This window comes from Naasia lichenicola, from assembly GCF_004801885.1.
GTDB classification, from domain to species: domain Bacteria; phylum Actinomycetota; class Actinomycetes; order Actinomycetales; family Microbacteriaceae; genus Naasia; species Naasia lichenicola.
The window spans coordinates 415316-439704 of sequence record NZ_SSSM01000006.1 but is presented as its reverse complement, the minus strand read 5'-3'; the positions used below and the strand labels follow the sequence as shown (position 1 = coordinate 439704).

Genomic DNA, 24389 nt, shown 5'->3' with positions numbered 1-24389 from the left:
CTAGGGCGTCTGGTCGCGGATGCCGATCCGCATGGCCAGCAGCAGGCGCGCATCCGCATCGATCTGGGCGCGACTGATCCGCCCGTCCTGGACGGCGGCCTCGAGTCCGTCGAGCAGCGCGTCGACATCCACTCCGGACACCGCCGGATCGGCCGCGAGCACATAGAGCAGCATCGTGTTCCCGGCCTGCAGAGCCCGCACCGCGTTCTGCACCGGATCCTGGTACTCGGGCAGCTCGGTCTGCTGCAGCATGAGCATGTCGTCGGTGATCGTCACGCCGTCGAAGCCGAGCTCGTCCCGGAGGATCTCGTGCCATCGGGTCGAGAGCGAGGCAGGCGCCGGATCGACCGACGTCAGGGCGAGGTGGCCGAACATCACGACCTGGGCGCCGTCCTCGATGCCGCGCTCGAACGGGATCGCCGCGGTCGATCTCCATTCGTCGAGGCCGATCGCGCTCGACGGAACGGTCAGATGCGAGTCGGCGTCGGTCAGGCCGTGGCCCGGAAAGTGCTTGAGCGTGCTCGAGACGACACCCTGCTCGCCGAGCACCGCCTCCCCCACCCGGTCTGCGGAGGCTGCGGGCGTCGTGCCGAGGACCCGGTCGTAGATGAATGAATGGGGATCGTCGGTGACGTCGGCGACGATGCCGAAGTTGAGGTCGATGCCTGCCGTGTGCACGATCTCGGCCCGTGCCGCGAACGCCTCCCGCGAGGCGTCGGCGGGCAGCTCGCGCAGCTGCTCCGCGGCGGGACCCGAGTCGGCATCCAGCCGGCTGACCTCGCCGCCCTCCTGATCGACGGCCACGATCGGCGGGAGGGACGGGTCCACATCGAGCGCCGACGTCGTGCCCGCGATGTCCGATCCGTCCGGAGCGTTGTCACCCATCACGATGAATCCCCCCGCACCCGTGCGGCTCATGAAGTCGGAGAGCGCTGCAGGGTCGGTGCCGGGGTAGTGCAGCATCAGCAGGCTCGCCAGCTCCTGACGCACCGACATCGCGGCGAGCCGCGCATCGACCTCCTGACAGAGCAGCTCCTCAGCGGACGGCGGCGTTGCCGTGGGAGCGGCGACGGGCGGATCGGATGAGATCGGCACCTTGCAGCCGGCGAGGAGCGGCAGCAGCACCGCACCCGCGAGGACGGCGCCGACGATCCTCCGCCCTCCCCGTCGTCGCAGCACCGGCACACCATAGGCGCGCGATCTGAGGGAGACGGTCCGATCGGCGCGACCCCAGGCGTGTCGGACGGGCGGCTCGGGCGTGTCGGAACCCACTGCTCGGAACCACTGCTCGGAACCCACTGCTCGGAACTCCGCTCAGGCGGCATGGGCGGCCGACCCCGCCGGAACCGGCCCTACGCTGACTGATGTGACGAAGCGGCTACCCCTCGGCGCGCTGCTGCTGTCGTCGCACCCCGTTCCCGGGGCCGCCGTCACCCTGGTGACCGCTGTGCTGGCTGCCGCCGTCGGCCTCGATCTCCGGCGGATAGTCGTGCTCACCATCGTGATGGCCGCCGATCAGCTGGCCGTCGGCTGGTCCAACGACGCCATCGACGCCGAGCGCGACACCGCCAGTGGACGCACCGACAAGCCCGTCGCGTCGGGCCGGATCGATCGCGTCATCGTTGCCCGCGCGAGCCTCATCGCCGCCGCCGCATCGGTGGCCGGCGCATTCACGCTCGGCATCGCCGCGGGCGGCTGGCATGCGGTCTTCCTGATGTCCGCGATCGCCTACAACGCGGGTCTGAAGCGCACGATCCTCTCCGTGCTGCCCTACGCGGTGAGCTTCGGACTGCTGCCCGTCCTCGTCGCAGCCGCCGCGGATCCGAGCCGGATCGCGAGCGGATGGGCGATCGGCGCGGGCGCCCTCCTGGGCGTCGCGGCGCACTTCGCCAACGTCCTCCCCGATCTCGATGACGACGAGCGGACCGGAGTCCGAGGACTCCCCCACCGGATCGGCGCACGTCCGACCGGCCTGCTCGCCTTCCTGGCGCTCCTCGCCGCTGCCGTCCTCGTGGCCACCGGTGCTTCCACCGGCGGCACCGCGTTGGCGCTGATCGCCGTCGAGGTCATCTCGGTGGTCGGCGTCATCCTGGTGGTCAGGCGCAGCTTCGGCCGGATCCTGTTCGTGCTGATCCTGCTGAGCGCCGTGGCTCTCGTCGTCGGGCTGTCATTCGCGGGGTCGGCGCTCAGCGCTCCCGCCTGACGGGCTCCAGCCGCGGCGTCGGTGCCGCGCGCTAGCGTGGACGGGTGACTGTTCGCTCGCTGCTGACCGACGACCTGCTGGCCCGCATCCACGCGCGAGCGGCCGGGTACGACCGCGACAACGCGTTCTTCACCGAGGATCTCGCGGAGCTCACGGAGGCCGGCTACCTCGCCGCCCTGGTGCCCGAGGAGTTCGGCGGTGCCGGACTCAGCCTGCGCGAGGTGGTCCGAGAGCAGCAGCGCCTTGCGGCCGCAGCTCCCGCGACCGCGCTCGGGGTAAACATGCACCTGGTCTGGACCGGCGTCGCGAAGGCCATGCACGAACGCGGGCTCGACTTCCTGGACACGGTGCTCACCGAGGCGGGCGCGGGCGAGGTGTTCGGCTTCGCCATCAGCGAGGCGGGCAACGACCTGGTGCTGTTCGGCTCGCGCACCGAGGCGGCCCCGCAGGCCGACGGCGGCTACGCCTTCACCGGCACCAAGATCTTCACCTCGCTGTCTCCCGCGTGGACCCGGCTCAGCGTGTTCGGCCTCGACACCGTGTCCGAGGATGCCCCCAAGCTCGTGCACGCCTTCATCGAGCGGGAGGCACCCGGCTACCGGATCCTCTCCGACTGGGACACCCTCGGCATGCGAGCCACTCAGAGCAACACCACCGTGCTCGAGGGCGTCGTGGCGCCGGCCGAGCGGATCTTCCGTCGACTCCCGCCCGGACCGACAGCCGATCCGCTGGTGTTCGGCATCTTCGCCAACTTCGAGCTGCTGCTCGCCGCCGTCTACACCGGGCTCGGGGCGCGGGCCCTCGAGCTCGGAGTCGCCGCGGCCAAGCGGCGCACCTCCATGAAGAACGACGGGAAGCCGTACTCGTCGGATCCCGACATCCGGTGGAAGGTCGCCGAGGCCGCCATCGCGCAGGACTCCCTCGCTCCGCAGATCGAGTCGCTCGCCCGCGATGTCGACGACCGGGTCGACCACGGCGCGCAGTGGTTCCCCAAGCTCGTCGGCGCCAAGGTCCGCGCGACCGAGACAGCCAGATTCGTGGTCGACCAGGCGATCCGAGTCTCTGGAGGCTCCTCGTACACCGCAGGAGCGGAGCTCTCCCGGCTGTACCGCGACGTGCTGGCCGGCATGTTCCATCCCTCCGACGACGAGTCGGCGCACAGCACGGTCGCCAATGCGTGGCTCGGACCGATCGCCTGAGATGGCGATCAGCGGAAGCGGAGTCGCGAAGATGGTCGGCGCATGACGAGCATCGAGCTGCTGCTGGACGAGGAGCTCGAGCATGCGGTGCTCGGCGAGTGGTGGCGACTCGAGGATGCGGGCATCCCCAATCAGTCGCGACACACGGGCGTCTCCAATCGGCCGCACGTCACCCTGCTCTGGGCGGACGCGGGAGTCGCGTCGGCGAAGCTGGAAGACGTGACGCTGCCCGTCGCGCTCCGCCTCGGGGCGCCGATCCTGTTCGGCGCGGGTCGGAAGGGCGTGATCCTCGCCCGCCTCGTGGTCCCGAATCGAGAGCTGCTCGAACTGCACCGCGCAGTGCACGCCCAGCATTCCGAGGCGACCGGGATCGCCCCCAAGACGCTGCCCGGAGCGTGGACGCCGCATGTGACACTGTCCCGCGGCATCCCGATGGATCAGCTGGTGGCAGCGCTCGAGACGCTCGACACCCGCGCGGTTCTGATGGGCGAGGCGATCGCGGCCCGCCATTGGGATGCGAGCACTGCGGCGATCACCGCAGTCGCCTGAAGCCTGGAGCCGCCCGAAGCGTCAGCCCGAAGCGCGCCGCGTCTGAGCAGAAGCCCGCAGAGCGGCGCTGACCCCGAAGACCCCGAACGCGAGGGTGGTGCCGACCACGATCAGGACCGGTACCGTCCAGCCATCGGTCGCGTCGTGCACGAGGCCGACGACGGGCGGGCCGAGGGCGGCGAAGACGTAGCCGACGCCCTGCACGAAGGCCGACAGCGCGCTGCTCTCCCGATCCGTCCGGCTGATCTGCACGATGACGGTGAACACCGACGTGAAGCCGCCGCCCTGCGCTATCCCGCCGAGGACGCTGAACAGGAGGAACTGCTCGGGCGCGATGAGCAGCCCGATCGGAAGGGATACCCAGAGCACGCCGAGGATGGCGATGGTCCGCCAGCCGGGCAGCCGCTTGGCGAGGAAGGGCGTGCCCAGCGCTCCGATGACCGCGCAGACCTGGAAGACCGAGGAAGAGGCACCCGCCGTGGAGGCGCTGAAGCCCCGCTCGTCCGCGAGCAGTGTGGGCAGCCAGGCGGTGATCGAGTAGTAGGAGACGGCCTGCCCGGCGAAGGCGAGGGCGATAAGCCAGGCGAGCGGATTGCGGTATGCGGCGACGGGAGCGACGGCGGGGATGACCTCTGCCACGTGCACGCGACCCTTCGACCGCGAGAGGAAGACCAGCCAGCCGACGAGAGCGAGCGCAGTGAGGACCGTCCAGATCGCAAGCGCCACCCGCCAGCCGAACAGCTCCGAGATCGGCGCCGTGCCCACCGAGACGATCATCGCGCCGATGTTGAGCACCGCCGTATAGGCGCCTGTCACCGTCCCGACGCGTCCGGGCGAGACGTCACGCCTGATCAGAACAGGAATGACGATGTTCCCGATGGTGATCGAGAGTCCGATCACCACGGTGGAGGCGAGGATCAGCCAGAAGGGTCCGACCGAGCGGAGCACCGAGCCGGCGATGATGCCGATCAGGCAGACGAGCACGGCGGCTTCGGCGCCCACGCGACGGACGACCAGCAGCGCGAGTGGAGCGGCGAGACCGAAGCAGAGCACGGGCAGGCTGGTGAGCAGGCCGACTTCTGCCGCGCTGATCTGCAGATCCGCCCGGAGCTCGGAGGCGATCGGGGCGACCGAGATGAACGGCGAGCGCAGGTTCAGCGCGACCAGCAGCATGGCGACGACGAACAGCGCGGGATGGGCCGCGCCGGATGCGGGTCGGTCGCCTCGTACGCTCTGCATCCTGATTTCGACGCTAGCACTCCGCCCCACCGCGACCCGCCGCGGCAGGAAGCGGAGCAGGCCGGTCGATCTCGAACGAGCAGCCGCTTGACCTTGACGCAGCGTCAACTCCTAGCGTGAAGGAATGCTGACGGAACAGGACGGATCGGAACAGGACGGATCGGACCGGGAGCGCCCGCGCGAGTGGTCGATCCAGCAGCTCGCGCGGCTGGCCGGTACGACGAGCAGGACGCTTCGCCACTACCAGGCCGAAGGACTGCTCGAACCGAGTCGGATGGGCGCCAACGGGTACCGGCACTACGACGCCGCCTCCCTGACCCGCCTTCAGCGCATCCTGCTGCTGCGCGAGCTGGGACTCGGGATCGCCGCCATCCGCACCGTGCTCGAGGACCAGCCCGCCACCGTCCCGGCGCTGCGCACTCACCTCGAGCTGCTGCGGCGGGAGCAGGAGAGGCTGACGCGGCAGATCGCGTCGGTCCAGCACACGATCCGCGCCATCGATGACGCGGACACCGATGGAGAAGGAGAGCAGGAGCTCATGCCCGAGAAGATGTTCGATGGATTCGATCACACCAGATACGAGGACGAGGTGGTTCAGCGCTGGGGCTCTGACGCCTACGCGTCGAGCGACGCATGGTGGCGCGCCAAGTCCCCCGGCGAGCAGAACTCGTTCACTGAGGCGGCGACTGCGCTGATCGCCGACTGGCGCGCTGCGGCGGTCGAAGGCATCGCACCCGATGCGGACGAGGCGCAGACCCTGGCGCGTCGCCAGTACGACTGGCTCAGCGGCATGCCCGGTGCCCCGACCACGGCGGAGGGTCGGCCGACTCGCGAGTACTTCGTCGGCCTGGCGGATATGTATCCGGCCGACGAACGGTTCGCCGCGAACTACGGCGGCATCGACGGTGCGACGTTCGTCCGCGACGCGATGCGCGTCTTCGCCGAGCGGAGCCTCTAGCGAACGCTGGACCGACCCCTCCGCAGGCTCCAGCGGACGCAGCCTCTAGCGGGCTCAGCCTCTAGCGGACGGCGGAGGGGTCGATCAGGTCGCGGGCGAGCAGCGTCGAGCCGGCGACGGCGGCCGGCATGGCGATCACCGCGCCGAGCGGCAGCAGGAACACGACGTAGGTCGCCGTGCCGAATCCCGTGATCCGGGCGCGATGCGAGCGCCGAAGCGTGGCCTGCTGCCGTGCGTCGAGCCCGCGGCCTTCGAACGGTCGGGCGAGCAGCTCCCGCGCGAGCAGGCCACCGCCGAGCACCGCGCCGACCACAGCTGCCAGCACACCACCCACGGCGGGGATCAGCCCAAGCGCGAACACCAGGATGCCGACCAGCACCGACGGCACCAGCAGGCGCAGTCCCGACACGATCCCTCGGCCGAGCGAACGCCAGAAGCCGCCGTCGTCCGCGCGGGTGAAGCCGCCCTCCCGATGCTCCACGGCCAGCCAGATGCGCTCGAAGAAGGGATCGCCCACTGCCAGCGTCAGGGCTGTGAAGGTCGCGACGGTCAGCAGCACCAGGGCGATGAGCAGCGCGGCGGAGACCCCGACCCGCAGGAGCGACCGCCACGGCTCCGTCCAGTCGTCGGCGAACGGGGTGAGCGTCGGCGCGAGGGTGTCGACGGTGACGGCCAGCGCCACGAAGGCGGCCAGCACGAGCGCACCGACGATGGCGGCCGGGATCAATCCGATGGCCATCGTGCCGGGCGAGGTCCGCCAGAGCGAGAAGCCCCGGAACAGGAAACCGACCCCGGCAAGGAACTCACGAACGCTGCTGGGTCGATGCTCGGCCATGGCTCAGGCTATCCAAACCATCCGTTTCGGCGACGCCCATTCCACCCGTCGACTGCGGGCCGCGCCCCCGTTTAGGCGCACGGGGGCGCGTCGTGCCAGACTGCGATCGCCGTGTCCTCCACGGCACCCGAAAGCGAGAAACACCCGTCATGGTCAGTGGAATCGTCTGGCTCGTCGCCGTCACCGGCGTCATCCTCATCGGCGCCGAAGCGGTGCTCTACGTCATCGCCAAGCTGCGCCGCGAGATCGTCAACCCGGGAGGATCGGCGCTGCCGAACGCGCCGATCACGGCGGACCGCTTCCGGATCGCGGCGAAGCCGATCAGCGATGTCGAGGATGCGCCCGTCAAGGTGCAGCGAGCCATCACGGACACCACGGCGTGGATCGCCTCGCTCGAGACCTACCGCGATCAGCTCGCCGCGGCGCCGACTCCCAACGCCGCCGAACCCGCACTGGTGCCCACCACCGGCTTCAGCAGCGTCCTCGCGCACTTCCCGCTCGCCACCGTGGGCCTCGCGCTCCTCCTGGGTGCCGCCGTCGTCGGCGGGATCACCTTCAACTTCTCGCTCTGAGCGACGGCCGCCAGGGCCAGCACCGCTTCAGCCGGTCGCCGGAAATCCGGTTCAGTCCGCGTCGACCTCGTCGAGGAATCCGATCACGACCTCACCGAACTCGGCGGGCCGTTCGATCTGCGGCATGTGTCCGGTGGCCGGGAAGAGGTGGGTTCGCGCCGCGGGGAAGACCTGGCGAGCCGCGTCGAGATGCCGGGCGGGCAGGACCCGGTCGTTCTCGCCCCAGATCAGCAGGACGGGGATGTCGAGCTCACCCAGCTGGTCGAGGAGCTGCCGGCGCCATTCGGGTCGGACTCCGCGGAGATTGCCGAGCGACCTGCCGATCTCGAGCAGCACCTCCGCCGATCCGGCGCGGGAAGCGAGCGAATAGGCGAGGTCGACCCGCGACGGCGTGACGAGAGCGGGATCGTGGAAGATGCCGCGCACCTGCAGCTCGGCGGCCCGGCGGCTGGGTCGCAGCAGCAGTCGGTTGATCCCCGGCAGCGCGAGCGCGCGCAGCTCCGCGGCCACCTCGCTACCGAAGCCTGCGCTGTCGACGAGGATCAGGGCCGAGAAGCGCGCCGGCGCGAGGCCGACCGCCTGGAGGGCGACGGCGCCGCCGAGCGAGTTGCCGACGATCCGGACGGGGTCGCGCACCCCGACGGCATCGAGGAAGTCGAGCACCGATCGACCGAAGGCGGTGAGGTCACTGGGGCCACCGAGCCGATCCGAGCCGCCGAAGCCGGGGAGGTCGAGCGAGTAGACGGTGAAGCGCGGTTCCAGTTCGACCCGCGCCTCCACCCAGTCCTCGAGACTGCGGGCGATCCCGTGCAGCAGCAGCATCGGTGGGCCGTCTCCGCCGACGGCGTAGCGCACCCGTCGCCCGCCGACCGATATCCATCGGTCGGGCGCGGGTTCGTCCAGCTCCTGCTCGCCCACACCGCCGGCCCGATCGGTCATGACCTCATCCCACACCACCAACCTGTCCGTTATCGAGGGCTGGACCGGAGGCGCCTTCCGCGACAGCGGGTTCTCGGCGCGCCGTAGGCTTAAGCGCCCGGCGGATGGAAGGAACGTGATGTCGCTCGCGCCCCTCATCGATCCTGTCGACGACCTCAGCCCCGCCGAGCTCACGCGCTACGCGCGTCAGCTCGCCCTTCCCGAGATCGGGCTCGCCGGTCAGCGCCGACTCAAGGCGGCTCGCGTGCTGGTCCTCGGGGCGGGCGGCCTCGGCACTCCAGTGCTCACCGCGCTGGTCGCGGCGGGAGTCGGCACGGTCGGACTGCTCGACTCCGACACCGTCGCGGAGTCGAATCTGCACCGGCAGACCCTCTACACGCCTGCCGACCTGGGAGCGCTGAAGGTCGAGACGGCCGCATCGGTCCTGCGCGCCCAGAATCCGCACGTCGCCGTCGTGCCGATCGCCGAGCGCATCACCGATGAGAACGCCCTCGCTTTGATCGACGACTACGACATCGTGATCGACGGCACCGACAACTTCCCCACCCGGGCGATCGCGCACGATGCCGCCGGTCTGCTCGGAAAGCCGTACATCTGGGGTTCCGCCCTGCGCCTCGACGGCCAGGCGACGGTGTTCTGGTCCGAGCCGCCGGAGGGATCCCCGTTCCTGCTCGCCGACCTCTACCCCGACTACCGCACGTCGGTCGATGACGAGACCTGCGAGACCGCTGGCGTGCTCGGCTCGGTCTGCGTCGCGATCGGCGGCGTGCTCGCCACCGAGGCGGTGAAGCTCATCGTCGGCTTCGGCGAGCCGCTGCTCGGCCGACTCCTCGTGCACGACGGCACCCTCGGCAGCTGGCGCACGGTGCCGTTCAGCCACGATCCCGCGCGTGTGGTCTCCGTCGAGCTGATGGACGAGGACGGCATCGCCCTGGACGCCATCGTCGCGCACTACATGCATCCGGCCGACAGCAGACGCGCGGACACCGCCGCACCACGAGAAAGGCCCACCGCCGCCATGAACCCCGAGATCTCACCGCAGGAGCTGCACGACCTTCTCGAGCAGCGCGCCAAGGGCGAGGCGAAATTCGTGCTCGTCGACATCCGCGAGCCGTGGGAGCGCGAGATCGTCGCCATCGACGGCTCCGAGTTCGTGCCGATGGGCGACCTGCTCTCCGACGAGGCGAAGACGGTGCTGCCGCCGGATTCCAACGTGATCCTGTACTGCCACCACGACGGCCGCTCCGGGCAGGCTCGCGATTATCTCGAGGGCGTCGGCTGGGAGAGCATCAGCCATCTGACCGGCGGAGTGCACGCCTGGGTGCGCGACATCGAACCGGACAAGCCGCGGTATTGAGCGCCGTCCGTTGAGCGCCGTCCGCAGCGTCGAGGAGCACCGAGCCGCCGTGGAGGCGCTGCTCGAGCCCCTCGCGCGGAGTCGCGTCGCCGAGGCGCTTCCGGTGTCGCCCGCCGCCATGGCAGCAGCGCCCGATCGCTATCGGGCCCGTGTGCTCGTCGACGATCTCCGCTCTCCGAGCGATCTGCCGCCCTTCGACAACTCGCAGATGGATGGCTACGCGGTCCGAGCCGCCGATCTGACGGGCGCTGCGCCGGACGCACCCCTTCGGCTGCCCCTGGCGCCGCAGATCAATGCGGGTGATGCCGCTCCCCCGCTCGCTCCAGGGGTCGCGGCCGCGGTGATGACCGGTGCGCCGATCCCGAGCGGCGCCGATGCTGTGGTGCCGATCGAGCACGTGGAACCACCACGGTTCTCGACCGCAGGCGCTCCCGTCGACGAGGTCGCCTTCGCGGCAGCTCCCCACCCCGAAGCGTTCGTTCGCCGCGCGGGCAGCGACGTGCGCGCGGGCGACGTCCTGCTCGCCGCGGGCACGCCGCTGGCCGCCGCGCAGTACGGCGTGATCGCCGGCACGGGGCTCAGAGAGATCGCGGTGCTCCGCCGCACCCGGGTGCTGGTGGTGCCCACCGGCCACGAGATCCGAGAGCCCGGGAGCCGACTCGAGCCGGGTCAGATCTACGACTCGAACGGCGCGCTGCTGGCCTCCGCACTCCTCGACGCGGGATGCACGGTCGCGGTCAAGCCGTGTCGATCGGACGACGCCGAACGCCTGCTCGCCATCCTGACGGAGCACGCCGCGGAGGTCGATCTGCTGATCACCGTCGGCGGCGTCAGCGCCGGCGCCCGCGAGGTCGTCCGCGACGCCCTCGCACCGTTGGGCGTCCAGTTCGGCAGCGTGGCGATGCAGCCCGGCGGCCCCCAAGGAATCGGGGCCATCGCCGCGGCGGATCGGGACGAGCGCCTTCCTGTCGTCTCCTTCCCCGGCAATCCGGTCAGCGCTCTCGTGTCGTTCGAGCTGTTCCTGCGTCCGATCCTGCGGCGGCTGGCCGGCGCGGCGCGACCCGAGCGCCCGGTCGTGCACGCGCCCCTGGCCGCCGCCGTCGACTCGCCCGCTGCCAAGCACCAGATCCGGCGCGGACGCCTCGACGACGACGGAGCCATCGAGCTGGTCGGCGGCGCCAGCTCGCACCTGCTTCACTCATATGCGAACTCGTCGCTGCTCGTGCACCTCCCCGTCGGGCTGGAGCGCGCAGGCGCAGGCGATCGGGTGGAGGCATGGAGGATCGATGACTGAGCGAGAAGGCGAACAGCGCCCGGCGCTGACGCACGTCGATGCCGACGGAGCGGTCCTCATGGTGGATGTGACCGACAAGCAGGCGACCACTCGCCGCGCCACCGCGGTGGCCACGCTCGTCACACGACCCGACGTCATCGACCTGCTGGTTGCCGGCGAGCTGCCCAAGGGCGAGGCGCTCGCCGTCGCACGGGTCGCGGGCATCATGGCCGCCAAGCAGACCTCGGCACTCATCCCCCTGTGCCACCCACTGCCGCTCTCCGGTGCCACCATCGACCTCGCTCCTCAGGGCGATCGGGTGCTGGTGACAGCGACGGTGAAGACCACCGGCGTGACGGGCGTCGAGATGGAGGCGCTGACAGCCGCGTCCGTGGCCGCGCTCACCCTCTACGACATGATCAAGGCCGTCGACAAGCACGCGAGCATCGAGGGCATCCACGTTGTGGCGAAGAGCGGCGGCAAGTCGGGCGACTGGATCGCGGAATGAGCGGGACGGATAGCGACACCGCATCGGCCAGATCCGTGGCGGCCAGATCCGTGGCGATCGTCGTCGCATCGACCCGTGCGGCGGCCGGCGTCTACGAGGACCGGACGGGTCCGATGCTCGTCGACTGGTTCACCGAGCGCGGCTGGATCGTCGACCGGGTGAACGTCGTCGCGGATGGCGATCCCGTCCGCGGCGCACTCGAGGCCGCCATCCCCTCGGTCGACGTCGTGGTCACCACCGGCGGCACCGGCATCAGCCCCACCGATCGCACCCCCGAGGTCACCCTTCCGCTGCTGGACCGGGAGCTGCCGGGCGTCATGGAGGAGCTGCGCCGACGCGGCGCCTCGTCCACCCCGCTGGCCGCACTGTCCCGCGGACACGCCGGCATCGCCGGATGGACGTTCGTCGTCAACCTTCCCGGGTCGAGCGGGGGCGTTCGGGATGGCCTCAGCGTCCTCGAGGATCTGCTCGATCACATCGTGGATCAGCTGCACGGAGTCGATCATGACCGTTGAGCCGAGCGATCCGAACTTCGGAGAATCGATCCCTGGTCAGGTGATCCTCGCCGCGGTCACCGACGAGTCGATCTCGGTCGAGGCCTGCAGCGCGGCCGTCGAGAGCGCGCACTCCGGCGCCGTCGTGACCTTCGCGGGAGTGGTCCGCGACCACGACGAGGGCAAGGGCGTCTCCTGGCTGCACTACACCTCGCATCCCACCGCCGATGCGATCGCGAAGCAGGTCGCCACCGAGGTGGCGGATGCCCATCCTGGAACGCGGATCGCCGTGCTGCATCGGATCGGCGATCTCACCGTCGGCGACGTCGCGCTCGTCTGTGCCGTCGCCTCCGCTCATCGCGCAGAGGCGTTCGCCGCCTGCGCATCGCTGGTCGACGAGATCAAGGCCCGGGTCCCCATCTGGAAGGAGCAGGGCTTCACCGACGGCAGCACGGAGTGGGTCGCCTCACTCGGTTGACAGCAGAGCCGGCTGAGAGCCGTGCCGGGCGATCGCCCGAGCGTGACGCGGTGGCCGCCCTAGGGTGACCTGGTGCGTCCCCATCGGCTCATCGCCGCCCTCCTCGTCGTCCCTCTGCTCTGCGCGGCGCTGGCCGGATGCGGGGCGATCGAGTCGGTGGTCGACGGCGTCCGACAGTCGACGACGTCGGGTCACGATGGGCCGCGCACCGAGGACGACGATGACTGGGGCGCCGTGGAGATCTACGACGTCGAGGCCGACGGCACCCTCGATCCCGCACCGACCGGACTGACCGCCGATGTCTGGCAGACGTTCGAGCGCGTCGTCACCCCCGAGTTCGCGACGGACACGTTCTCGGAGTTCCGCGTCGGCGACTCCGCCGACAGCGACACCCTCGCGTACGCCTACCAGGACGACGACCCCGAGCGCTGGGTGCTGGCGGCGAACCTCGCCACCAGTGGTGATGAGGGCGATCTCGTGGCGACGCTCGTGCACGAATACGCGCACGTGCTGACGCTTTCGACCGACGAGACGGAGCCTGTCGATGGCGACTGCCCGACCGTCGAGACGAGCGAAGGCTGCGCCCATGACGATGCCACGCTGTGGGCGTTCCAGCAGCGGTTCTGGTCCGAGTACCCGGACGCACCCGCTTCGGACAACGAGGATGCGGCGGTCGCCGAGGAGTTCTACGAGGCGCACGAGGCGGACTTCGTCAGCGACTACGCGGCGACCAACGTCGTTGAGGATCTGGCGGAGACCTTCATGACCTACGTCCTCGAAGACGAGCCCGACGGCGACAGCACTCTCGCCCGGAAGCTGCGCTTCGTCGGCGACCGCCCGGGCTTCGCCGACATCCGCGATCGCATCCGCGCCGAGTTCCCGGAGCTCGGCCTCTCCTGACCCGCCGAATTGCCACATTCGGCTCTCACAGGCGCCGCTATAGAGCCATTTCTGGCAATTCGACGATGTGCAGGTGCGCGGCTGTGAGCGGATCGGCGGATGGCAGGGCCGACCAGCCGCGTAGCTTCGGAGAATGACGGCATCGAGCGGTGGACCGACGGATCTGATCTTCGTGCACGGCGCCCTGGTGCGCGACGGCGAGTGGTGGTGGCGGCCGACCGCGGAGCTGCTGCTCGAGCGCACCGGCATTCCTAGCCGCTCGGTAAGGTTGCCGTCCTGCGGCGAGAGCGCAGGCGACGCCGCTGAAGCCGGGTTGGCGGAGGATGCCGCGGCGCTTCGGCGGGAGCTCGACGCGGTCGCCGCCCGCGGAGGTTCCGCGATCGTCGTCGGACACTCCTATGGCGGGACGGTCATCGCCGAAGCGGGTCACCATCCGGCCGTGGCCCGACTCGTCTACATCTCCTCGTACCTGCCCGACATCGGCCAGGCGCAGGGCGCGATCATGAGCGGCGAATCCGATCCGGTCTCCGTCGCCGACAACGGGGACGGAACCATCGAGATCGCCGGCTACGACGCGGCATCGTTCGGGGCGCGCTTCCTCCAGGATGTCGATGGCGATAGGCAGCGCGAGGCCTTCGCGCGGGTTTCCGGGCAGGCGATCGCGGCCTTCGGGACTCCGACCAGCGCCGCCGGCTGGCAGGGAGTCGACTCGACCTACCTCGTCTGCACCGACGACCGCAGCACGTCGATGGAGCTGCAGCGCTTCCACGCGGGTCGTACGACTCGGAGCGTCGATCTTCCGACGGGACATCATCCGTTCCTCTCCCGCCCCGATCTGGTAGTCGACCAGATCGCGGAACTGCTCGAAGCGCGCTGAGCCGGGTCGTCTGCTGTGAGCGGATTCGACTGCGCCGAGCACCCTCCGACGGGTTGACTGGCGGCATGAGCCAGCCGCACCGCGCCGACAGCCTGCCCTCCCCCGCCGCTGATGCATCGCCGCGCCCACCCGAGCGACTCTGGCGTGAGCTCGTCGGCGAGCAGCTGCGCGGCATCCGCCAGTCGCGCGGAGACACCCTCCGCGACGTCGCCGACCGGGCGAGCGTCTCGCCGCAGTACCTCTCGGAGATCGAGCGCGGCTTCAAGGAGCCGTCGAGCGAGATCCTCGCCGCGATCGCCGCGTCGTTGGACCGCACGCTGCTCGACCTCACCACCGGGGTCGCTGACCGCCTCGAGGCTTCGGGCGCATCGACCCGCGGTCAGGTTTCGCTGGCCGCCTGATCGCTGAATGAGGGCCTCGATACGGCCCTGGCGGGCCTGGCGATGAGCGCCTCGGCCTCGCGACCGGTCGAGCACGGCAGCCGGTCTCGAGACGCGCCCAGGCGGCGCTCCTCGACCAGCGGAGAGACCGCAGCCGGTCTCAACGACGTCAGGGTCGGCGGGTATCGGTGTCCTCGCCCGAGCCGAGGTCGGAGCAGTCGATCTCGTCCACGCCGTGGGCGACGAGGTACGCGCGGGCGCCACTGTCCCCCGAGACGGACGCCCGCAACGGCGCCCAGTGATCCCGACCGATCAGCACGGGATGGCCGGGGCGGCCGTCGAACATCGCCTGGGCCAGGGACGCGCTGAGAAGCCGAAATGTGCGGCTATCTGCGCCGGATTCCCGCACATTTGGGCTTCTCGCCTCGTCGATCACGCGGCGGACCATGGCCGCGGAGAGCGACGGCACGTCGACGGGGACGAAGACGACCGAATCCACCTCCGCATCGTCCTGCAGCGCCGCCAGACCCGCGATGATCGACGCCGAGAGGCCGTCCGTCCACCCGTCGACATCGACGATCCGGTCCACGCCGACGATGTCGCTGAGCAGCTCCCGCGCCGCATCGCGGTCGGCGCCGATCGCGACCAGCACGGCTGAGCACCCGCCATGACGGAGCGCTGTGACCGCTCGCGCGATCCACGGCGTTCCATCTCCGTCTCGCGCCAGCACCTTCGGACCGCCGTAGCGGCTGCCGGCTCCGGCAGCGAGCACCAGCCCGGCGATGCTCACCTCGCGGCGCCGGCCTCCGCGCCGAGCGCGCCGTCCGCCTCGAGCAGCGCGTGCTCGAGAGCGACCCACGGCAGCATCGCGCACTTGATCCGTGTCACGTATCGCGAGACTCCGGAGAGCGCCACGGCGTCCTCGAGGAGCTCCTCGTCGCCGTCGATCGTGCCCTTCGACTGCATCAGCTCACGGAAGGCCTCGATCCGCAGACGGACATCCGGCCGAGGAAGATCGTCGACGAGATCGCTGAGGATCGACGCGGACGCCGTGGAGATGGAGCAGCCCTGTCCCTCCCAGCTGATCGATGCGACGGTGTCGGCGTCGCCGAGATGCACTCGGAGGGTGACCTCGTCGCCGCAGGTCGGATTGAGCTGATGGGACGACGCGGCCGCGCCATCGCGCAGGCCGAAGCCGTGCTTCTCCTTGGCGTGATCCAGGATCACCTGCTGATAAAGACCCTGCAGAGCGGCGGATCCTGTCATGAGGCGCTTCCCATCAGACGGCTCCGAAGAAGGCGCGCACGTCGCCGATCGCTGCGATGGCGGCGTCGACCTCGTCCTCGGTCGTGTAGAGGTAGGCGCTCGCTCGAGTGGTCGCGGTGATGCCGAACCGGCGGTGCAGAGGCTGTGCGCAGTGGTGGCCGACGCGCACCTCGATGCCGCGGTCGTCGAGGAACTGGCCGACGTCGTGCGCATGCACGCCCTCGACGACGAAGCTCGCCAGTCCGACGCGCTCCTCGCCGAGGCCCGGGCCGAGCACACGGATCCCCGGCAGCGCCGCGATCCCCTCGAGCAGCCGCTGTCCGAGCGCGAACTCCCATCCTGCGATGCGGTCCATCCCGACCGCGGACAGATAGCGGGTGGCCTCGGCGAGCGCGACGGCCTGGGAGACCCGCTGGGTGCCTGCCTCGAAGCGCGCGGGGGCGGGCAGGAACTCGCTGTGGTCGAGCTGGACCGTGGTGATCATCGATCCCCCGGTGAGGAAGGGCGGCAGCGCGTCGAGCAGCTCGCGGCGTCCATAGAGCGCGCCGATGCCCGTCGGACCGAGCATCTTGTGCCCGGAGAGGACCGCGAAGTCGACGTCGAGGGCTCGGAGATCGAGCGCCATGTGCGGCGCGGACTGGCAGGCGTCGAGCACGACGAGGGCACCCACCCGACGGGCCATCGCAACCAGGTCCTCGACCGGGTTGACCAGGCCGAGCACGTTGGAGACGTGGGTGACGGCGATGAGACGCGTACGTGCGCCGATGATCTCCGCTGCCTCGTCCAGCTTCAGGTGCCCGTCGTCCTGCAGGCCGATCACCCGCAGGGTCGCGCCGGTCCGGAAGGCGAGCTCCTGCCAGGGGACGAGGTTCGAGTGGTGCTCCATCTCGGTGACGACGATCTCGTCGCCGGCTCCGATCCGGAAGCGCGCCGACGAATCCCCACCGCGGCCCAGCGACGCGTTGGAGATGCCGTACGCGATGAGGTTGAGACCCTCTGTCGCGTTGGAGGTCCAGACCAGCTCGTCGGCATCCACCCCGACGAACCCGGCGACCTGGGCGCGAGCCGCCTCGAAGGTCTCGGTCGCCTCGCCTGCCATGGTGTGCGCGCCGCGGTGCACTGCAGCGGTCTCATGCAACGCGAACGCACGTTCGGCGTCGAGCACGGCCAGCGGCTTCTGCGAGGTCGCCCCGGAGTCGAGGTAGACGAGCGGGCTGCCGTTCACGGTGCGCTCGAGGATTGGGAAGTCGGCACGCAGCCGCTCGACGTCCGCAGACGTCAGGGTGGTGACCGTCGCGTCGGTGCGCACGGGTACAGGCGGCATCACGGTGGTCGGGGTGGGCATGGATCAGCCTCCGGCGAAGGGCGGCAGCACGTCGATCGAGTCGGTCGGTGCGAGCACTGTGGAGCGGTCGGTGGTGGCTGCGCCGTTGCGGAGGAAGCTGCAGCGGGTCAGCACATCGGATAACGCCCGTCGTCCGCCGATCCTTCCGCTGGGGCCGCCCGAGCCTGCCGTCGAGCGGTTCGCCGATCCCGCGTCACCCGGATGACGCTCGCCGAGCAGGCTCTCGAGCTGGCCGAGAGTAAGTTCCCGTTCGAGTTCGAGAGTCTCCTCCTCGATCCCCGTGGCCGCACTCGCGGCAGCGAAGTACCTGATCAGCATTGCTATCCGCCGATCGCGCTCATGCTGCGTTCTGGCTGGATGTAGTCGGCGGCACCGAGGCCGGCGTGATCCATGCCGTGCGCCTTGGGCTTCATCCACATCGCATCGCGCCAGCGCTGGGCGATCTCGGCATCGGTCGCCCCGGAGCGCATGAGATGCAGCAGCGGGACCTCGTCGTGCGAGAACAGGCAGGAGCGCACCTTGCCGTCGGCGGTGATCCGGGTGCGCCGGCAGTCGGCGCAGAATGGCTCGGTGACCGAGGCGATGATGCCGATGACCCCGTCTGCCGGCTCGGTCGCGAGCGTGCCGGGACGGCGGACCTCCCAGCGGTCGGCCGGTGCGCCATCACGGTCGCGCGGATCGGGGGTGAGCACGAAGCGCTCCTCCACCCGAGCCCGGATAGCCCCCGCGGTGATCATGTTGTCGCGCGTCCAAATGTGATCCTCATCGAGTGGCATCTGCTCGATGAAGCGCAGCTCGTAGCCCTTGCCGATCGCCCAGTCGACGAGGTCGGCCGCCTCGTGGTCGTTGATGCCACGAAGCAGGACCGCGTTGATCTTGATCGGACCGAGGCCGGCATCGGCCGCGGCATCGATGCCGCGGAGCACCCGCTCCAGGAAGGGCCGCCGCGTGAGCGCGGCGAAGGTCTCGGAATGCAGGGAGTCGAGCGAGACGTTGAGCCGGGTGAGCCCGGCAGCCCTGAGCGAGGCCGCACGGCGGTCGAGTCCGACGGCATTCGTGGTGAGCGAGATGGGCAGCTCGGGCTGGCTCGCGCGGACTCGGCGCAGGATCTCCTCGAGATCCTTGCGGACGAGCGGCTCGCCACCGGTGAGCCGGAGCTCGCGCACCTGCAGGACATCGACGCCGATGTCGACGAGACGGACGATCTCGTCCGCGGTCATCAGATCGTTGCGCGAGAGCCAGTCCATGCCCTCCGCGGGCATGCAGTAGGTGCAGCGCAGATTGCACTTGTCGGTCAGCGAGAGGCGCATGTCGGTGGCCTGGCGGCCGAAGGTGTCGACCAGACCGCCCGTCGTCGGGGCGCCGTGCGCGGTGAGGATGCGCGGAATCCCCAGGCTGATGGACATGCTTCGAGGGTAGTCGAGGCTCCTGATGGGACTGTCGCGAAAGTCGCCCCGCGTTGACGCGCAGTCTCTCAGGCCACGGTGACCTCCGTCATCCGCCTGTAACGCTGGCGCGCTCATACTGGGAGCACGGAAAAGGCCGGATCGGAGGGACCATGCGCGAGATCCTCGCCGAGATCGCTCCCTGGTTCCATGCCGGAGAGCCCTTCGCGCTCGCGACCGTGGTGCAGACGTGGAGCTCCGCGCCGCGTCCGGTGGGGGCAGCCATGGCGGTGTCGCAGAGCGGCGAGGCCGTCGGCAGCGTGTCGGGGGGCTGCGTCGAAGGCGCGGTCTACGAGGTCGCGCAGGCCGTCCTCGCCTCGGGCGATCCGCAGCTCGTCACGTACGGCGTCGGGGACGACGACGCCTTCGCCGTCGGGCTGACCTGCGGCGGCACCATCCAGCTCTTCGTCAGTCGGATCGATGCTGAGCACTTCGCCGAGTTCGCCCGGATGGAGGATGCGATCGCGGCCGGCGCTCCCATCGCGCTTGCCACCGTGATCTCCACCGTGATCTCCGCCGTGATCGACGGTCCGGGCACCGGGGCGCAGCTGCTGCTCGGCGAGCATCAGCACTGGGGCTCGCTCGGCAGCGCCCGACTCGACGCCGCGGTGATCGACGACGGACGCGGCATGCTCGAGCACGGCAGCACGGGGATCCTGACCCTCGGTGCGGACGGCGAGCGCCGGCACGACGACCTGCGGGTGCTCGTGCAGACCTTCGCTCCGCCTCCTCGGATGATCGTCTTCGGCGCCATCGACTTCGCCGCCGCCGTCGCCCGGGTCGGCAGCCTCATCGGCTACCGCGTGACCGTCTGCGACGCCCGGCCGGTCTTCGCGACCCGCAAGCGGTTCCCCGACGTCCACGAGGTGATCGTCGAGTGGCCGCACCGCTACCTCGAGCGGACCGAGATCGACGACCGCACGGTGATCTGCGTGCTGACCCACGATCCGAAGTTCGACATCCCCCTGCTCGCCCTGGCACTGCGCACGCACGCGGCATACGTCGGGGCGATGGGCAGCCGGCGCACCCACGACGACCGGATGGCGCGGCTGCGCGAAGAGGGGCTCACCGAGGTCGAACTGGCGCGGCTGTCGTCACCCATCGGCCTCGATCTGGGAGCGCGCACCCCGCAGGAGACGGCGATCTCGATCGCCGCGGAGATCATCGCATCGGTGCACGGCGGATCCGGCCGTCGCCTCACCGAGCTGGACGCGCCTATCCATCGAGCGCCTCTCGTCACCACCCGCCTCCCCCTCTGACCTGCACGGGTCCGGAGTTCGTGCACCGATCCTGAGATCCCGTCCGAAACGGGGGCATCACGGCCCGAATCCTGAGGGACCCGGGGCAATCTCCGGATCCGTGAAGATCCCATACGGATCCGCGACCGGCGCGTGAGGAAACCGTAAGGACCGGCTGCGAGGCGCAGGACCGGGCATTCACTGTTCGTCGGTGGCCCGCAGTCCGCGGAGTGCCACCGCGAGGAGGCATCGTGCTGGACATCCTGTTGGTCGCCGCCGTGCTCGCCCTGATGGGCGGGGTCGGCCTGATCGCCCGGGCGGTGGAGAAGCTGTGAACGCGCTCGAGATCCTCGCCGGCGTGCTCGGCATCGCCGCGGTCGGCTACCTGCTGTTCGCCCTCATCCGTCCCGAGCGCTTCTGATGCCCGCCGTCTGGATGGCGATCGCTCAGATCGCCACACTCATCACCCTGCTCATCCTCCTGCACCGGCCGGTCGGAGACTGGATCGCGACCGTGTTCAGCACGGCGAAGGACTGGCGCATCGAGCGAGGCCTGTATCGCCTGATCGGCGTCGCTCCCCGCTCGGAGCAGTCCTGGCCGGTCTACCTGCGCAGCGTGCTCGCCTTCTCGGTCGTCGGCATCTTGCTCGTCTACCTGCTCCAGCGCACGCAGGAGCTGCTCCCCTACTCGCTGGGGCTGCCCGCCGTCGATCCGCTGCTGGCGATGAACACGGCCATCTCCTTCGCCACCAACACGAACTGGCAGTCCTACTCGCCCGAGCTCACCATGGGCTACGCGGTGCAGATGGCCGGATTGGCCGTGCAGAACTTCCTCTCCGCGGCCGTCGGGCTCGCGGTCGCCGTCGCCGTGATCCGCGGCTTCACCGGCGTCACGACGCGCACGCTCGGCAACTTCTGGGTGGACGTCGTCCGCGCCGTCACCCGCATCCTGCTGCCCGCCGCCCTCGTCGCCGCCGTGGCGCTCTCCATCGGCGGCGTGATCCAGAACTTCGCCGGGTTCACCGAGCTGACCACCTTGACCGGCGGCACCCAGACAATCCCCGGCGGCCCGGTCGCCTCGCAGGAGGCGATCAAGCAGCTCGGCACCAACGGCGGCGGATTCTTCAACGCCAACTCGGCGCACCCGTTCGAGAACCCGTCGGGCTGGACCAACACGTTCGAGGCATTCCTGTTCCTGCTCATCCCGTTCTCGCTCCCCCGCACCTTCGGCACCCTCGTGGGCGATCGCCGGCAGGGTCGCGCCGTGCTCGCCACGATGGCGACCCTCGCGATCGTCTCGACCGGCCTGCTCGTCTGGGCTGAGCTCGCAGCGGGAGGCACCGCCCCGCAGCTGGCCGGCGGAGCGATGGAGGGCAAGGAGACCCGCTACGGACCCGTCGCCTCGGCGATCTTCGCGGCAGGCACCACGCTCACCTCGACGGGCTCGGTGAACTCGATGCACGACAGCTTCACCGCGTTCGGCGGGGGCATCGCCATCGTGGACATGATGCTCGGCGAGGTCGCCCCCGGCGGCGTCGGCTCCGGCCTCTATGGGCTCCTGGTGATCGCGATCCTCGCGGTCTTCATCGCCGGACTCATGGTCGGCCGCACGCCCGAGTACCTCGGCAAGCGGATCGGAGCCCGCGAGATCAAGCTCGTCGGGCTGTACATCCTGGCCACCCCGATCCTCGTCCTCGTGTTCACCGGGCTCAGCTTCGCGATCCCCACGGTCCGGGCCGATGTCGAGGGCACCTCCATGGCGAACGGCGGCCTGCACGGCTTCTCCGAGGTGCTCTACGCCTACGCCTCCGCGGCTAACAACAACGGATCCGCGTTCGCCGGCCTCACCGCTGCGACGCCGTGGTTCGGGACGACGCTCTCCATCGCGATGCTGCTCGGCCGGTTCCTGCCGATCGTCTTCGTGCTGGCGCTCGCCGGCTCGTTCGCCGCTCAGAGGCGGGTGCCGACGACGGCCGGGACCCTGCCGACCCACCGACCGATGTTCATCGGACTCGTCGCCGCCACGGTGCTCATCGTCTCGGCACTCACCTACTTCCCGATTCTCGCGCTGGGTCCCCTGGCGGAAGGGCTGCAGTCATGACCACCATCCTCGAGACGCCTCAGGCGTCCACCCCCGACCCGACCGGATCCCCCTCGCGCCGATCGACCCGCGCCTTCGGCGTCGCCGGCCTGATCGCGGCCCTGCCCGGCGCGTTCCGCAAGCTGGATCCGCGCCTCATGGCCCGCACCCCGGTCATGCTCCTCGTCGAGGTGGGCGCGGCGCTCACGACGGTGCTGGCGATCGCCCAGCCCTTCGTTGCGCCACCCGCCGATTCGTCGCAGCCGTCGCTCGCCTTCACCTGGAGCATCGCGATCTGGCTCTGGCTGACGGTGCTCTTCGCCAATCTCGCCGAGTCCGTCGCGGAGGGCCGGGGCAAGGCGCAGGCCGACACCCTGCGCGCCACCCGGACCAGCACGGCCGCCAACAGGGTGCGCGGTTACGACACGAGGAGCGATCCGAGCGCCTCATCGGTCGCTCTCGAATCGGTCGCCTCCTCCGACCTCACTCTCGACGACATCGTGGTGATAGTGGCAGGCGAGGTCGTGCCAGGTGACGGCGACATCGTCTGGGGCATCGCGTCGATCGACGAGTCGGCGATCACTGGCGAATCGGCGCCCGTCGTCCGCGAGTCCGGCGGCGACCGCAGCGCGGTGACCGGCGGCACACGGGTGCTCTCCGACCGCATCGTCGTGCGCATCACGAGCAGGCCGGGCGAGACCTTCGTCGACCGGATGATCGCCCTCGTCGAAGGCGCATCGCGGCAGAAGACCCCCAACGAGATCGCCCTCAACATCCTGCTCGCCGCGCTGTCCATCGTCTTCGTCGTCGTGGTGCTCACCCTGAACGGGCCGGCCGCCTACGCCGGCGCCAGCCAGTCCGTCGTCGTGCTCGTCTCGCTGCTCGTCTGCCTGATCCCGACCACCATCGGCGCCCTGCTCTCCGCCATCGGCATCGCCGGGATGGACCGCCTCGTCCAGCGGAACGTGCTCGCGATGTCCGGCCGCGCGGTCGAGGCGGCCGGCGACGTCACCACCCTGCTGCTCGACAAGACGGGAACGATCACCTTCGGCAACCGGCGCGCCAGCGCCTTCGTGCCGGTGGGCGGGGTCGACGCCGATGAGCTGGCCATCGCCGCGCGCCTCTCCTCGCTCGGCGATCCGACCCCCGAGGGCTCGTCGATCGTGGAGCTCGCCGACGCGCAGTCCGGCTCGGAGCTCGGCGGCGCCAATGCCCATGAGCACGTCGTCGCACCCTCGGACAGCATCCTGGTGCCGTTCACCGCTCAGACGCGGATGAGCGGTCTCGACCTCGCCGACGGCCGGATGATCCGCAAGGGAGCCGGATCGGCGGTGCGGGCCTGGATCGCGGAGTCGACACCGATCCCCGCCGCCATCGACGACCAGCTCACGGCTGAGATCGAGCGGATCTCGGCCTCCGGAGGCACGCCGCTGGTCGTCGCGGAGCGATCCGCCGCGGGAGCCGCCCGTGCACTCGGCGTCGTCCACCTCAAGGACGTCGTCAAGCCGGGGATGGCCGAGCGCTTCGCCGACCTGCGACGGATGGGCATCCGCACGGTGATGGTCACCGGCGACAACCCGCTCACCGCGAAGGCCATCGCCGCCGAGGCCGGCATCGACGACTACCTCGCCGAGGCGACCCCGGAGGACAAGCTCGCCTACATCCGCAAGGAGCAGGAGGGCGGCAACCTCGTCGCGATGACGGGAGACGGAACCAACGACGCCCCGGCGCTCGCCCAGGCCGACGTCGGCGTCGCGATGAACTCGGGCACCTCGGCGGCGAAGGAGGCCGGCAACATGGTCGATCTCGACTCCGACCCCACCAAGCTCATCGAGATCGTCCGGATCGGCAAGCAGCTCCTGATCACCCGCGGATCGCTCACCACCTTCTCGATCGCCAACGACGTCGCCAAGTACTTCGCGATCATCCCCGCGATGTTCGCGACGTCGATCCCCGCGTTGGCCGCGCTCAACTTCATGCAGCTGTCCTCGCCCGCCTCGGCGATCCTCTCCGCGGTCATCTTCAACGCGCTGGTGATCGTCGCGCTCATCCCGCTCGCGCTCCGCGGCGCCGCCTACCGGCCCCTGTCGGCGAGCGCCCTGCTCGGCCGCAACCTGCTCGTCTACGGACTCGGCGGGCTGATCGCCCCGTTCATCGGCATCAAGCTGATCGACCTCGTGGTCAGCCTGCTCCCCGGCTTCTGAGCCGGCCCGAGCCGATCCCATCCACCCCCGACCTCACGCCTCGTACCCACC

General features: G+C 70.1%; 26 protein-coding genes. 17 read left to right on the top strand and 9 right to left on the bottom strand.

All coding sequences use genetic code 11. The features are described from left to right. Positions 1 to 1179, bottom strand: a complete 1179-nt coding sequence (locus E6C64_RS18330) for a glycoside hydrolase family 3 N-terminal domain-containing protein (protein ID WP_136429205.1) — start codon at positions 1177 to 1179, stop codon at positions 1 to 3. Positions 1180 to 1366: 187 nt separating this feature from the next. Between E6C64_RS18330 and E6C64_RS18325 the strand changes: the two genes are divergently transcribed. The 3 genes from E6C64_RS18325 to E6C64_RS18315 are packed head-to-tail and all read left to right on the top strand — an operon-like array spanning position 1367 to position 3951. Continuing rightward, the gene (locus tag E6C64_RS18325) at positions 1367 to 2203 is read left to right on the top strand and encodes a UbiA family prenyltransferase (RefSeq protein ID WP_136429203.1); all 837 of its coding nucleotides are present in this window, start codon (positions 1367 to 1369) and stop codon (positions 2201 to 2203) included. Positions 2204 to 2247: 44 nt separating this feature from the next. Continuing rightward, the gene (locus E6C64_RS18320; RefSeq protein ID WP_136429201.1) at positions 2248 to 3402 is read left to right on the top strand and encodes an acyl-CoA dehydrogenase family protein; all 1155 of its coding nucleotides are present in this window, start codon (positions 2248 to 2250) and stop codon (positions 3400 to 3402) included. Positions 3403 to 3444: 42 nt separating this feature from the next. After that, positions 3445 to 3951, top strand: a complete 507-nt coding sequence (locus tag E6C64_RS18315) for a 2'-5' RNA ligase family protein (protein WP_136429199.1) — start codon at positions 3445 to 3447, stop codon at positions 3949 to 3951. A 21-nt stretch (positions 3952 to 3972) separates the two neighbouring features. Here E6C64_RS18315 and E6C64_RS18310 read toward each other — a convergent pair whose 3' ends face one another. After that, complete coding sequence (locus E6C64_RS18310) at positions 3973 to 5190, bottom strand: MFS transporter (RefSeq protein WP_136429197.1); 1218 nt, start codon at positions 5188 to 5190, stop codon at positions 3973 to 3975. A 124-nt stretch (positions 5191 to 5314) separates the two neighbouring features. Between E6C64_RS18310 and E6C64_RS18305 the strand changes: the two genes are divergently transcribed. Then, positions 5315 to 6148, top strand: coding sequence for a MerR family transcriptional regulator (locus tag E6C64_RS18305; RefSeq protein ID WP_136429195.1), 834 nt, complete (start codon positions 5315 to 5317; stop codon positions 6146 to 6148). 61 nt (positions 6149 to 6209) lie between these two features. Here the strand turns inward: E6C64_RS18305 and E6C64_RS18300 are convergent, their stop codons facing one another. After that, a complete protein-coding gene (locus tag E6C64_RS18300) occupies positions 6210 to 6983 on the bottom strand; it encodes an EI24 domain-containing protein (protein ID WP_136429193.1) in 774 nt (257 codons plus the stop codon). A gap of 149 nt (positions 6984 to 7132) precedes the next feature. Between E6C64_RS18300 and E6C64_RS18295 the strand changes: the two genes are divergently transcribed. Beyond that, positions 7133 to 7555, top strand: coding sequence for a hypothetical protein (locus tag E6C64_RS18295; RefSeq protein WP_136429191.1), 423 nt, complete (start codon positions 7133 to 7135; stop codon positions 7553 to 7555). Positions 7556 to 7606: 51 nt separating this feature from the next. Here E6C64_RS18295 and E6C64_RS18290 read toward each other — a convergent pair whose 3' ends face one another. Beyond that, positions 7607 to 8494 carry an alpha/beta fold hydrolase gene (locus E6C64_RS18290; protein ID WP_136429189.1) on the bottom strand — a complete coding sequence of 296 codons (888 nt, stop codon included), beginning with the start codon at positions 8492 to 8494 and terminating at the stop codon, positions 7607 to 7609. Positions 8495 to 8612: 118 nt separating this feature from the next. Here E6C64_RS18290 and E6C64_RS18285 point away from each other — a divergent pair, with 118 nt between their 5' ends. From E6C64_RS18285 to E6C64_RS19550, 8 genes are all read left to right on the top strand, one after another. After that, the gene (locus E6C64_RS18285) at positions 8613 to 9851 is read left to right on the top strand and encodes a ThiF family adenylyltransferase (RefSeq protein WP_158437927.1); all 1239 of its coding nucleotides are present in this window, start codon (positions 8613 to 8615) and stop codon (positions 9849 to 9851) included. Positions 9852 to 9861: 10 nt separating this feature from the next. Then, entirely contained in the window at positions 9862 to 11145 is a 1284-nt protein-coding gene (locus E6C64_RS18280; RefSeq protein ID WP_233255720.1) for a molybdopterin molybdotransferase MoeA, read from the top strand. Next, positions 11138 to 11632: a cyclic pyranopterin monophosphate synthase MoaC gene (gene moaC / locus E6C64_RS18275; protein WP_136429183.1), complete on the top strand. Its 495-nt coding sequence runs from the start codon at positions 11138 to 11140 to the stop codon at positions 11630 to 11632. Before E6C64_RS18280 ends, moaC begins: the two co-directional genes overlap by 8 nt. Next, a complete protein-coding gene (locus E6C64_RS18270; protein ID WP_136429181.1) occupies positions 11629 to 12147 on the top strand; it encodes a MogA/MoaB family molybdenum cofactor biosynthesis protein in 519 nt (172 codons plus the stop codon). Before moaC ends, E6C64_RS18270 begins: the two co-directional genes overlap by 4 nt. Further along, positions 12137 to 12604, top strand: a complete 468-nt coding sequence (locus E6C64_RS18265) for a molybdenum cofactor biosynthesis protein MoaE (RefSeq protein WP_136429179.1) — start codon at positions 12137 to 12139, stop codon at positions 12602 to 12604. The genes E6C64_RS18270 and E6C64_RS18265 overlap by 11 nt, the downstream gene beginning before the upstream one ends. 72 nt (positions 12605 to 12676) lie before the next feature. Next, positions 12677 to 13504 carry a zinc-binding metallopeptidase gene (locus tag E6C64_RS18260; protein WP_136429177.1) on the top strand — a complete coding sequence of 276 codons (828 nt, stop codon included), beginning with the start codon at positions 12677 to 12679 and terminating at the stop codon, positions 13502 to 13504. Between the two features lie 133 nt (positions 13505 to 13637). Beyond that, positions 13638 to 14381, top strand: a complete 744-nt coding sequence (locus E6C64_RS18255) for an alpha/beta hydrolase (RefSeq protein WP_136429175.1) — start codon at positions 13638 to 13640, stop codon at positions 14379 to 14381. Between the two features lie 65 nt (positions 14382 to 14446). Next, positions 14447 to 14782 carry a helix-turn-helix domain-containing protein gene (locus E6C64_RS19550; protein WP_136429173.1) on the top strand — a complete coding sequence of 112 codons (336 nt, stop codon included), beginning with the start codon at positions 14447 to 14449 and terminating at the stop codon, positions 14780 to 14782. 148 nt (positions 14783 to 14930) lie between these two features. On the opposite strand, the gene E6C64_RS18245 is transcribed toward E6C64_RS19550, so the two are convergent. Genes E6C64_RS18245 through moaA form a run of 5 tightly spaced genes read right to left on the bottom strand, consistent with a single transcriptional unit; the run spans position 14931 to position 18778 of the window. After that, positions 14931 to 15551, bottom strand: coding sequence for a nucleotidyltransferase family protein (locus tag E6C64_RS18245; RefSeq protein ID WP_136429171.1), 621 nt, complete (start codon positions 15549 to 15551; stop codon positions 14931 to 14933). Further along, positions 15548 to 16027, bottom strand: a complete 480-nt coding sequence (gene sufU, locus E6C64_RS18240) for a Fe-S cluster assembly sulfur transfer protein SufU (RefSeq protein ID WP_136429169.1) — start codon at positions 16025 to 16027, stop codon at positions 15548 to 15550. The genes E6C64_RS18245 and sufU overlap by 4 nt, the downstream gene beginning before the upstream one ends. Before the next feature lie 13 nt (positions 16028 to 16040). Beyond that, complete coding sequence (locus E6C64_RS18235) at positions 16041 to 17351, bottom strand: aminotransferase class V-fold PLP-dependent enzyme (RefSeq protein ID WP_136429377.1); 1311 nt, start codon at positions 17349 to 17351, stop codon at positions 16041 to 16043. A 24-nt stretch (positions 17352 to 17375) separates the two neighbouring features. Beyond that, positions 17376 to 17690 (bottom strand): MoaD/ThiS family protein, encoded by a 315-nt coding sequence (locus E6C64_RS18230; protein ID WP_199241095.1) that lies wholly within the window; start codon positions 17688 to 17690, stop codon positions 17376 to 17378. Between the two features lie 2 nt (positions 17691 to 17692). Then, positions 17693 to 18778, bottom strand: coding sequence for a GTP 3',8-cyclase MoaA (gene moaA, locus E6C64_RS18225; RefSeq protein ID WP_136429167.1), 1086 nt, complete (start codon positions 18776 to 18778; stop codon positions 17693 to 17695). 152 nt (positions 18779 to 18930) lie between these two features. Here moaA and E6C64_RS18220 point away from each other — a divergent pair, with 152 nt between their 5' ends. The 4 genes from E6C64_RS18220 (at position 18931) to kdpB (ending at position 24338) form a co-directional block, all read left to right on the top strand. Further along, a complete protein-coding gene (locus E6C64_RS18220; RefSeq protein WP_136429165.1) occupies positions 18931 to 20076 on the top strand; it encodes an XdhC family protein in 1146 nt (381 codons plus the stop codon). A 310-nt stretch (positions 20077 to 20386) separates the two neighbouring features. Beyond that, the gene (gene kdpF / locus E6C64_RS18215; protein WP_136429164.1) at positions 20387 to 20476 is read left to right on the top strand and encodes a K(+)-transporting ATPase subunit F; all 90 of its coding nucleotides are present in this window, start codon (positions 20387 to 20389) and stop codon (positions 20474 to 20476) included. After that, the gene (kdpA, locus tag E6C64_RS18210) at positions 20476 to 22155 is read left to right on the top strand and encodes a potassium-transporting ATPase subunit KdpA (protein ID WP_136429162.1); all 1680 of its coding nucleotides are present in this window, start codon (positions 20476 to 20478) and stop codon (positions 22153 to 22155) included. The genes kdpF and kdpA overlap by 1 nt, the downstream gene beginning before the upstream one ends. Next, on the top strand, positions 22152 to 24338 hold the full coding sequence (kdpB, locus tag E6C64_RS18205; RefSeq protein ID WP_136429161.1) for a potassium-transporting ATPase subunit KdpB: 2187 nt from the start codon (positions 22152 to 22154) through the stop codon (positions 24336 to 24338). The genes kdpA and kdpB overlap by 4 nt, the downstream gene beginning before the upstream one ends. Positions 24339 to 24389: the final 51 nt, after the last annotated feature.

Bases quoted from the DNA above. Each gene is read 5' to 3' on its own strand.
- E6C64_RS18315 (WP_136429199.1), top strand. From the start codon at position 3,445: ATGACGAGCATCGAGCTGCTGCTGGACGAGGAGCTCGAGCATGCGGTG.
- E6C64_RS18310 (WP_136429197.1), bottom strand. From the start codon at position 5,190: ATGCAGAGCGTACGAGGCGACCGACCCGCATCCGGCGCGGCCCATCCC.
- E6C64_RS18305 (WP_136429195.1), top strand. From the start codon at position 5,315: ATGCTGACGGAACAGGACGGATCGGAACAGGACGGATCGGACCGGGAG.
- E6C64_RS18300 (WP_136429193.1), bottom strand. From the start codon at position 6,983: ATGGCCGAGCATCGACCCAGCAGCGTTCGTGAGTTCCTTGCCGGGGTC.
- E6C64_RS18295 (WP_136429191.1), top strand. From the start codon at position 7,133: ATGGTCAGTGGAATCGTCTGGCTCGTCGCCGTCACCGGCGTCATCCTC.
- E6C64_RS18290 (WP_136429189.1), bottom strand. From the start codon at position 8,494: ATGACCGATCGGGCCGGCGGTGTGGGCGAGCAGGAGCTGGACGAACCC.
- E6C64_RS18285 (WP_158437927.1), top strand. From the start codon at position 8,613: ATGTCGCTCGCGCCCCTCATCGATCCTGTCGACGACCTCAGCCCCGCC.
- moaC (WP_136429183.1), top strand. From the start codon at position 11,138: ATGACTGAGCGAGAAGGCGAACAGCGCCCGGCGCTGACGCACGTCGAT.
- E6C64_RS18270 (WP_136429181.1), top strand. From the start codon at position 11,629: ATGAGCGGGACGGATAGCGACACCGCATCGGCCAGATCCGTGGCGGCC.
- E6C64_RS18265 (WP_136429179.1), top strand. From the start codon at position 12,137: ATGACCGTTGAGCCGAGCGATCCGAACTTCGGAGAATCGATCCCTGGT.
- E6C64_RS18255 (WP_136429175.1), top strand. From the start codon at position 13,638: ATGACGGCATCGAGCGGTGGACCGACGGATCTGATCTTCGTGCACGGC.
- E6C64_RS19550 (WP_136429173.1), top strand. From the start codon at position 14,447: ATGAGCCAGCCGCACCGCGCCGACAGCCTGCCCTCCCCCGCCGCTGAT.
- sufU (WP_136429169.1), bottom strand. From the start codon at position 16,027: ATGACAGGATCCGCCGCTCTGCAGGGTCTTTATCAGCAGGTGATCCTG.
- E6C64_RS18235 (WP_136429377.1), bottom strand. From the start codon at position 17,351: ATGCCGCCTGTACCCGTGCGCACCGACGCGACGGTCACCACCCTGACG.
- E6C64_RS18230 (WP_199241095.1), bottom strand. From the start codon at position 17,690: ATGCTGATCAGGTACTTCGCTGCCGCGAGTGCGGCCACGGGGATCGAG.
- moaA (WP_136429167.1), bottom strand. From the start codon at position 18,778: ATGTCCATCAGCCTGGGGATTCCGCGCATCCTCACCGCGCACGGCGCC.
- E6C64_RS18220 (WP_136429165.1), top strand. From the start codon at position 18,931: ATGCGCGAGATCCTCGCCGAGATCGCTCCCTGGTTCCATGCCGGAGAG.
- kdpA (WP_136429162.1), top strand. From the start codon at position 20,476: ATGCCCGCCGTCTGGATGGCGATCGCTCAGATCGCCACACTCATCACC.
- kdpB (WP_136429161.1), top strand. From the start codon at position 22,152: ATGACCACCATCCTCGAGACGCCTCAGGCGTCCACCCCCGACCCGACC.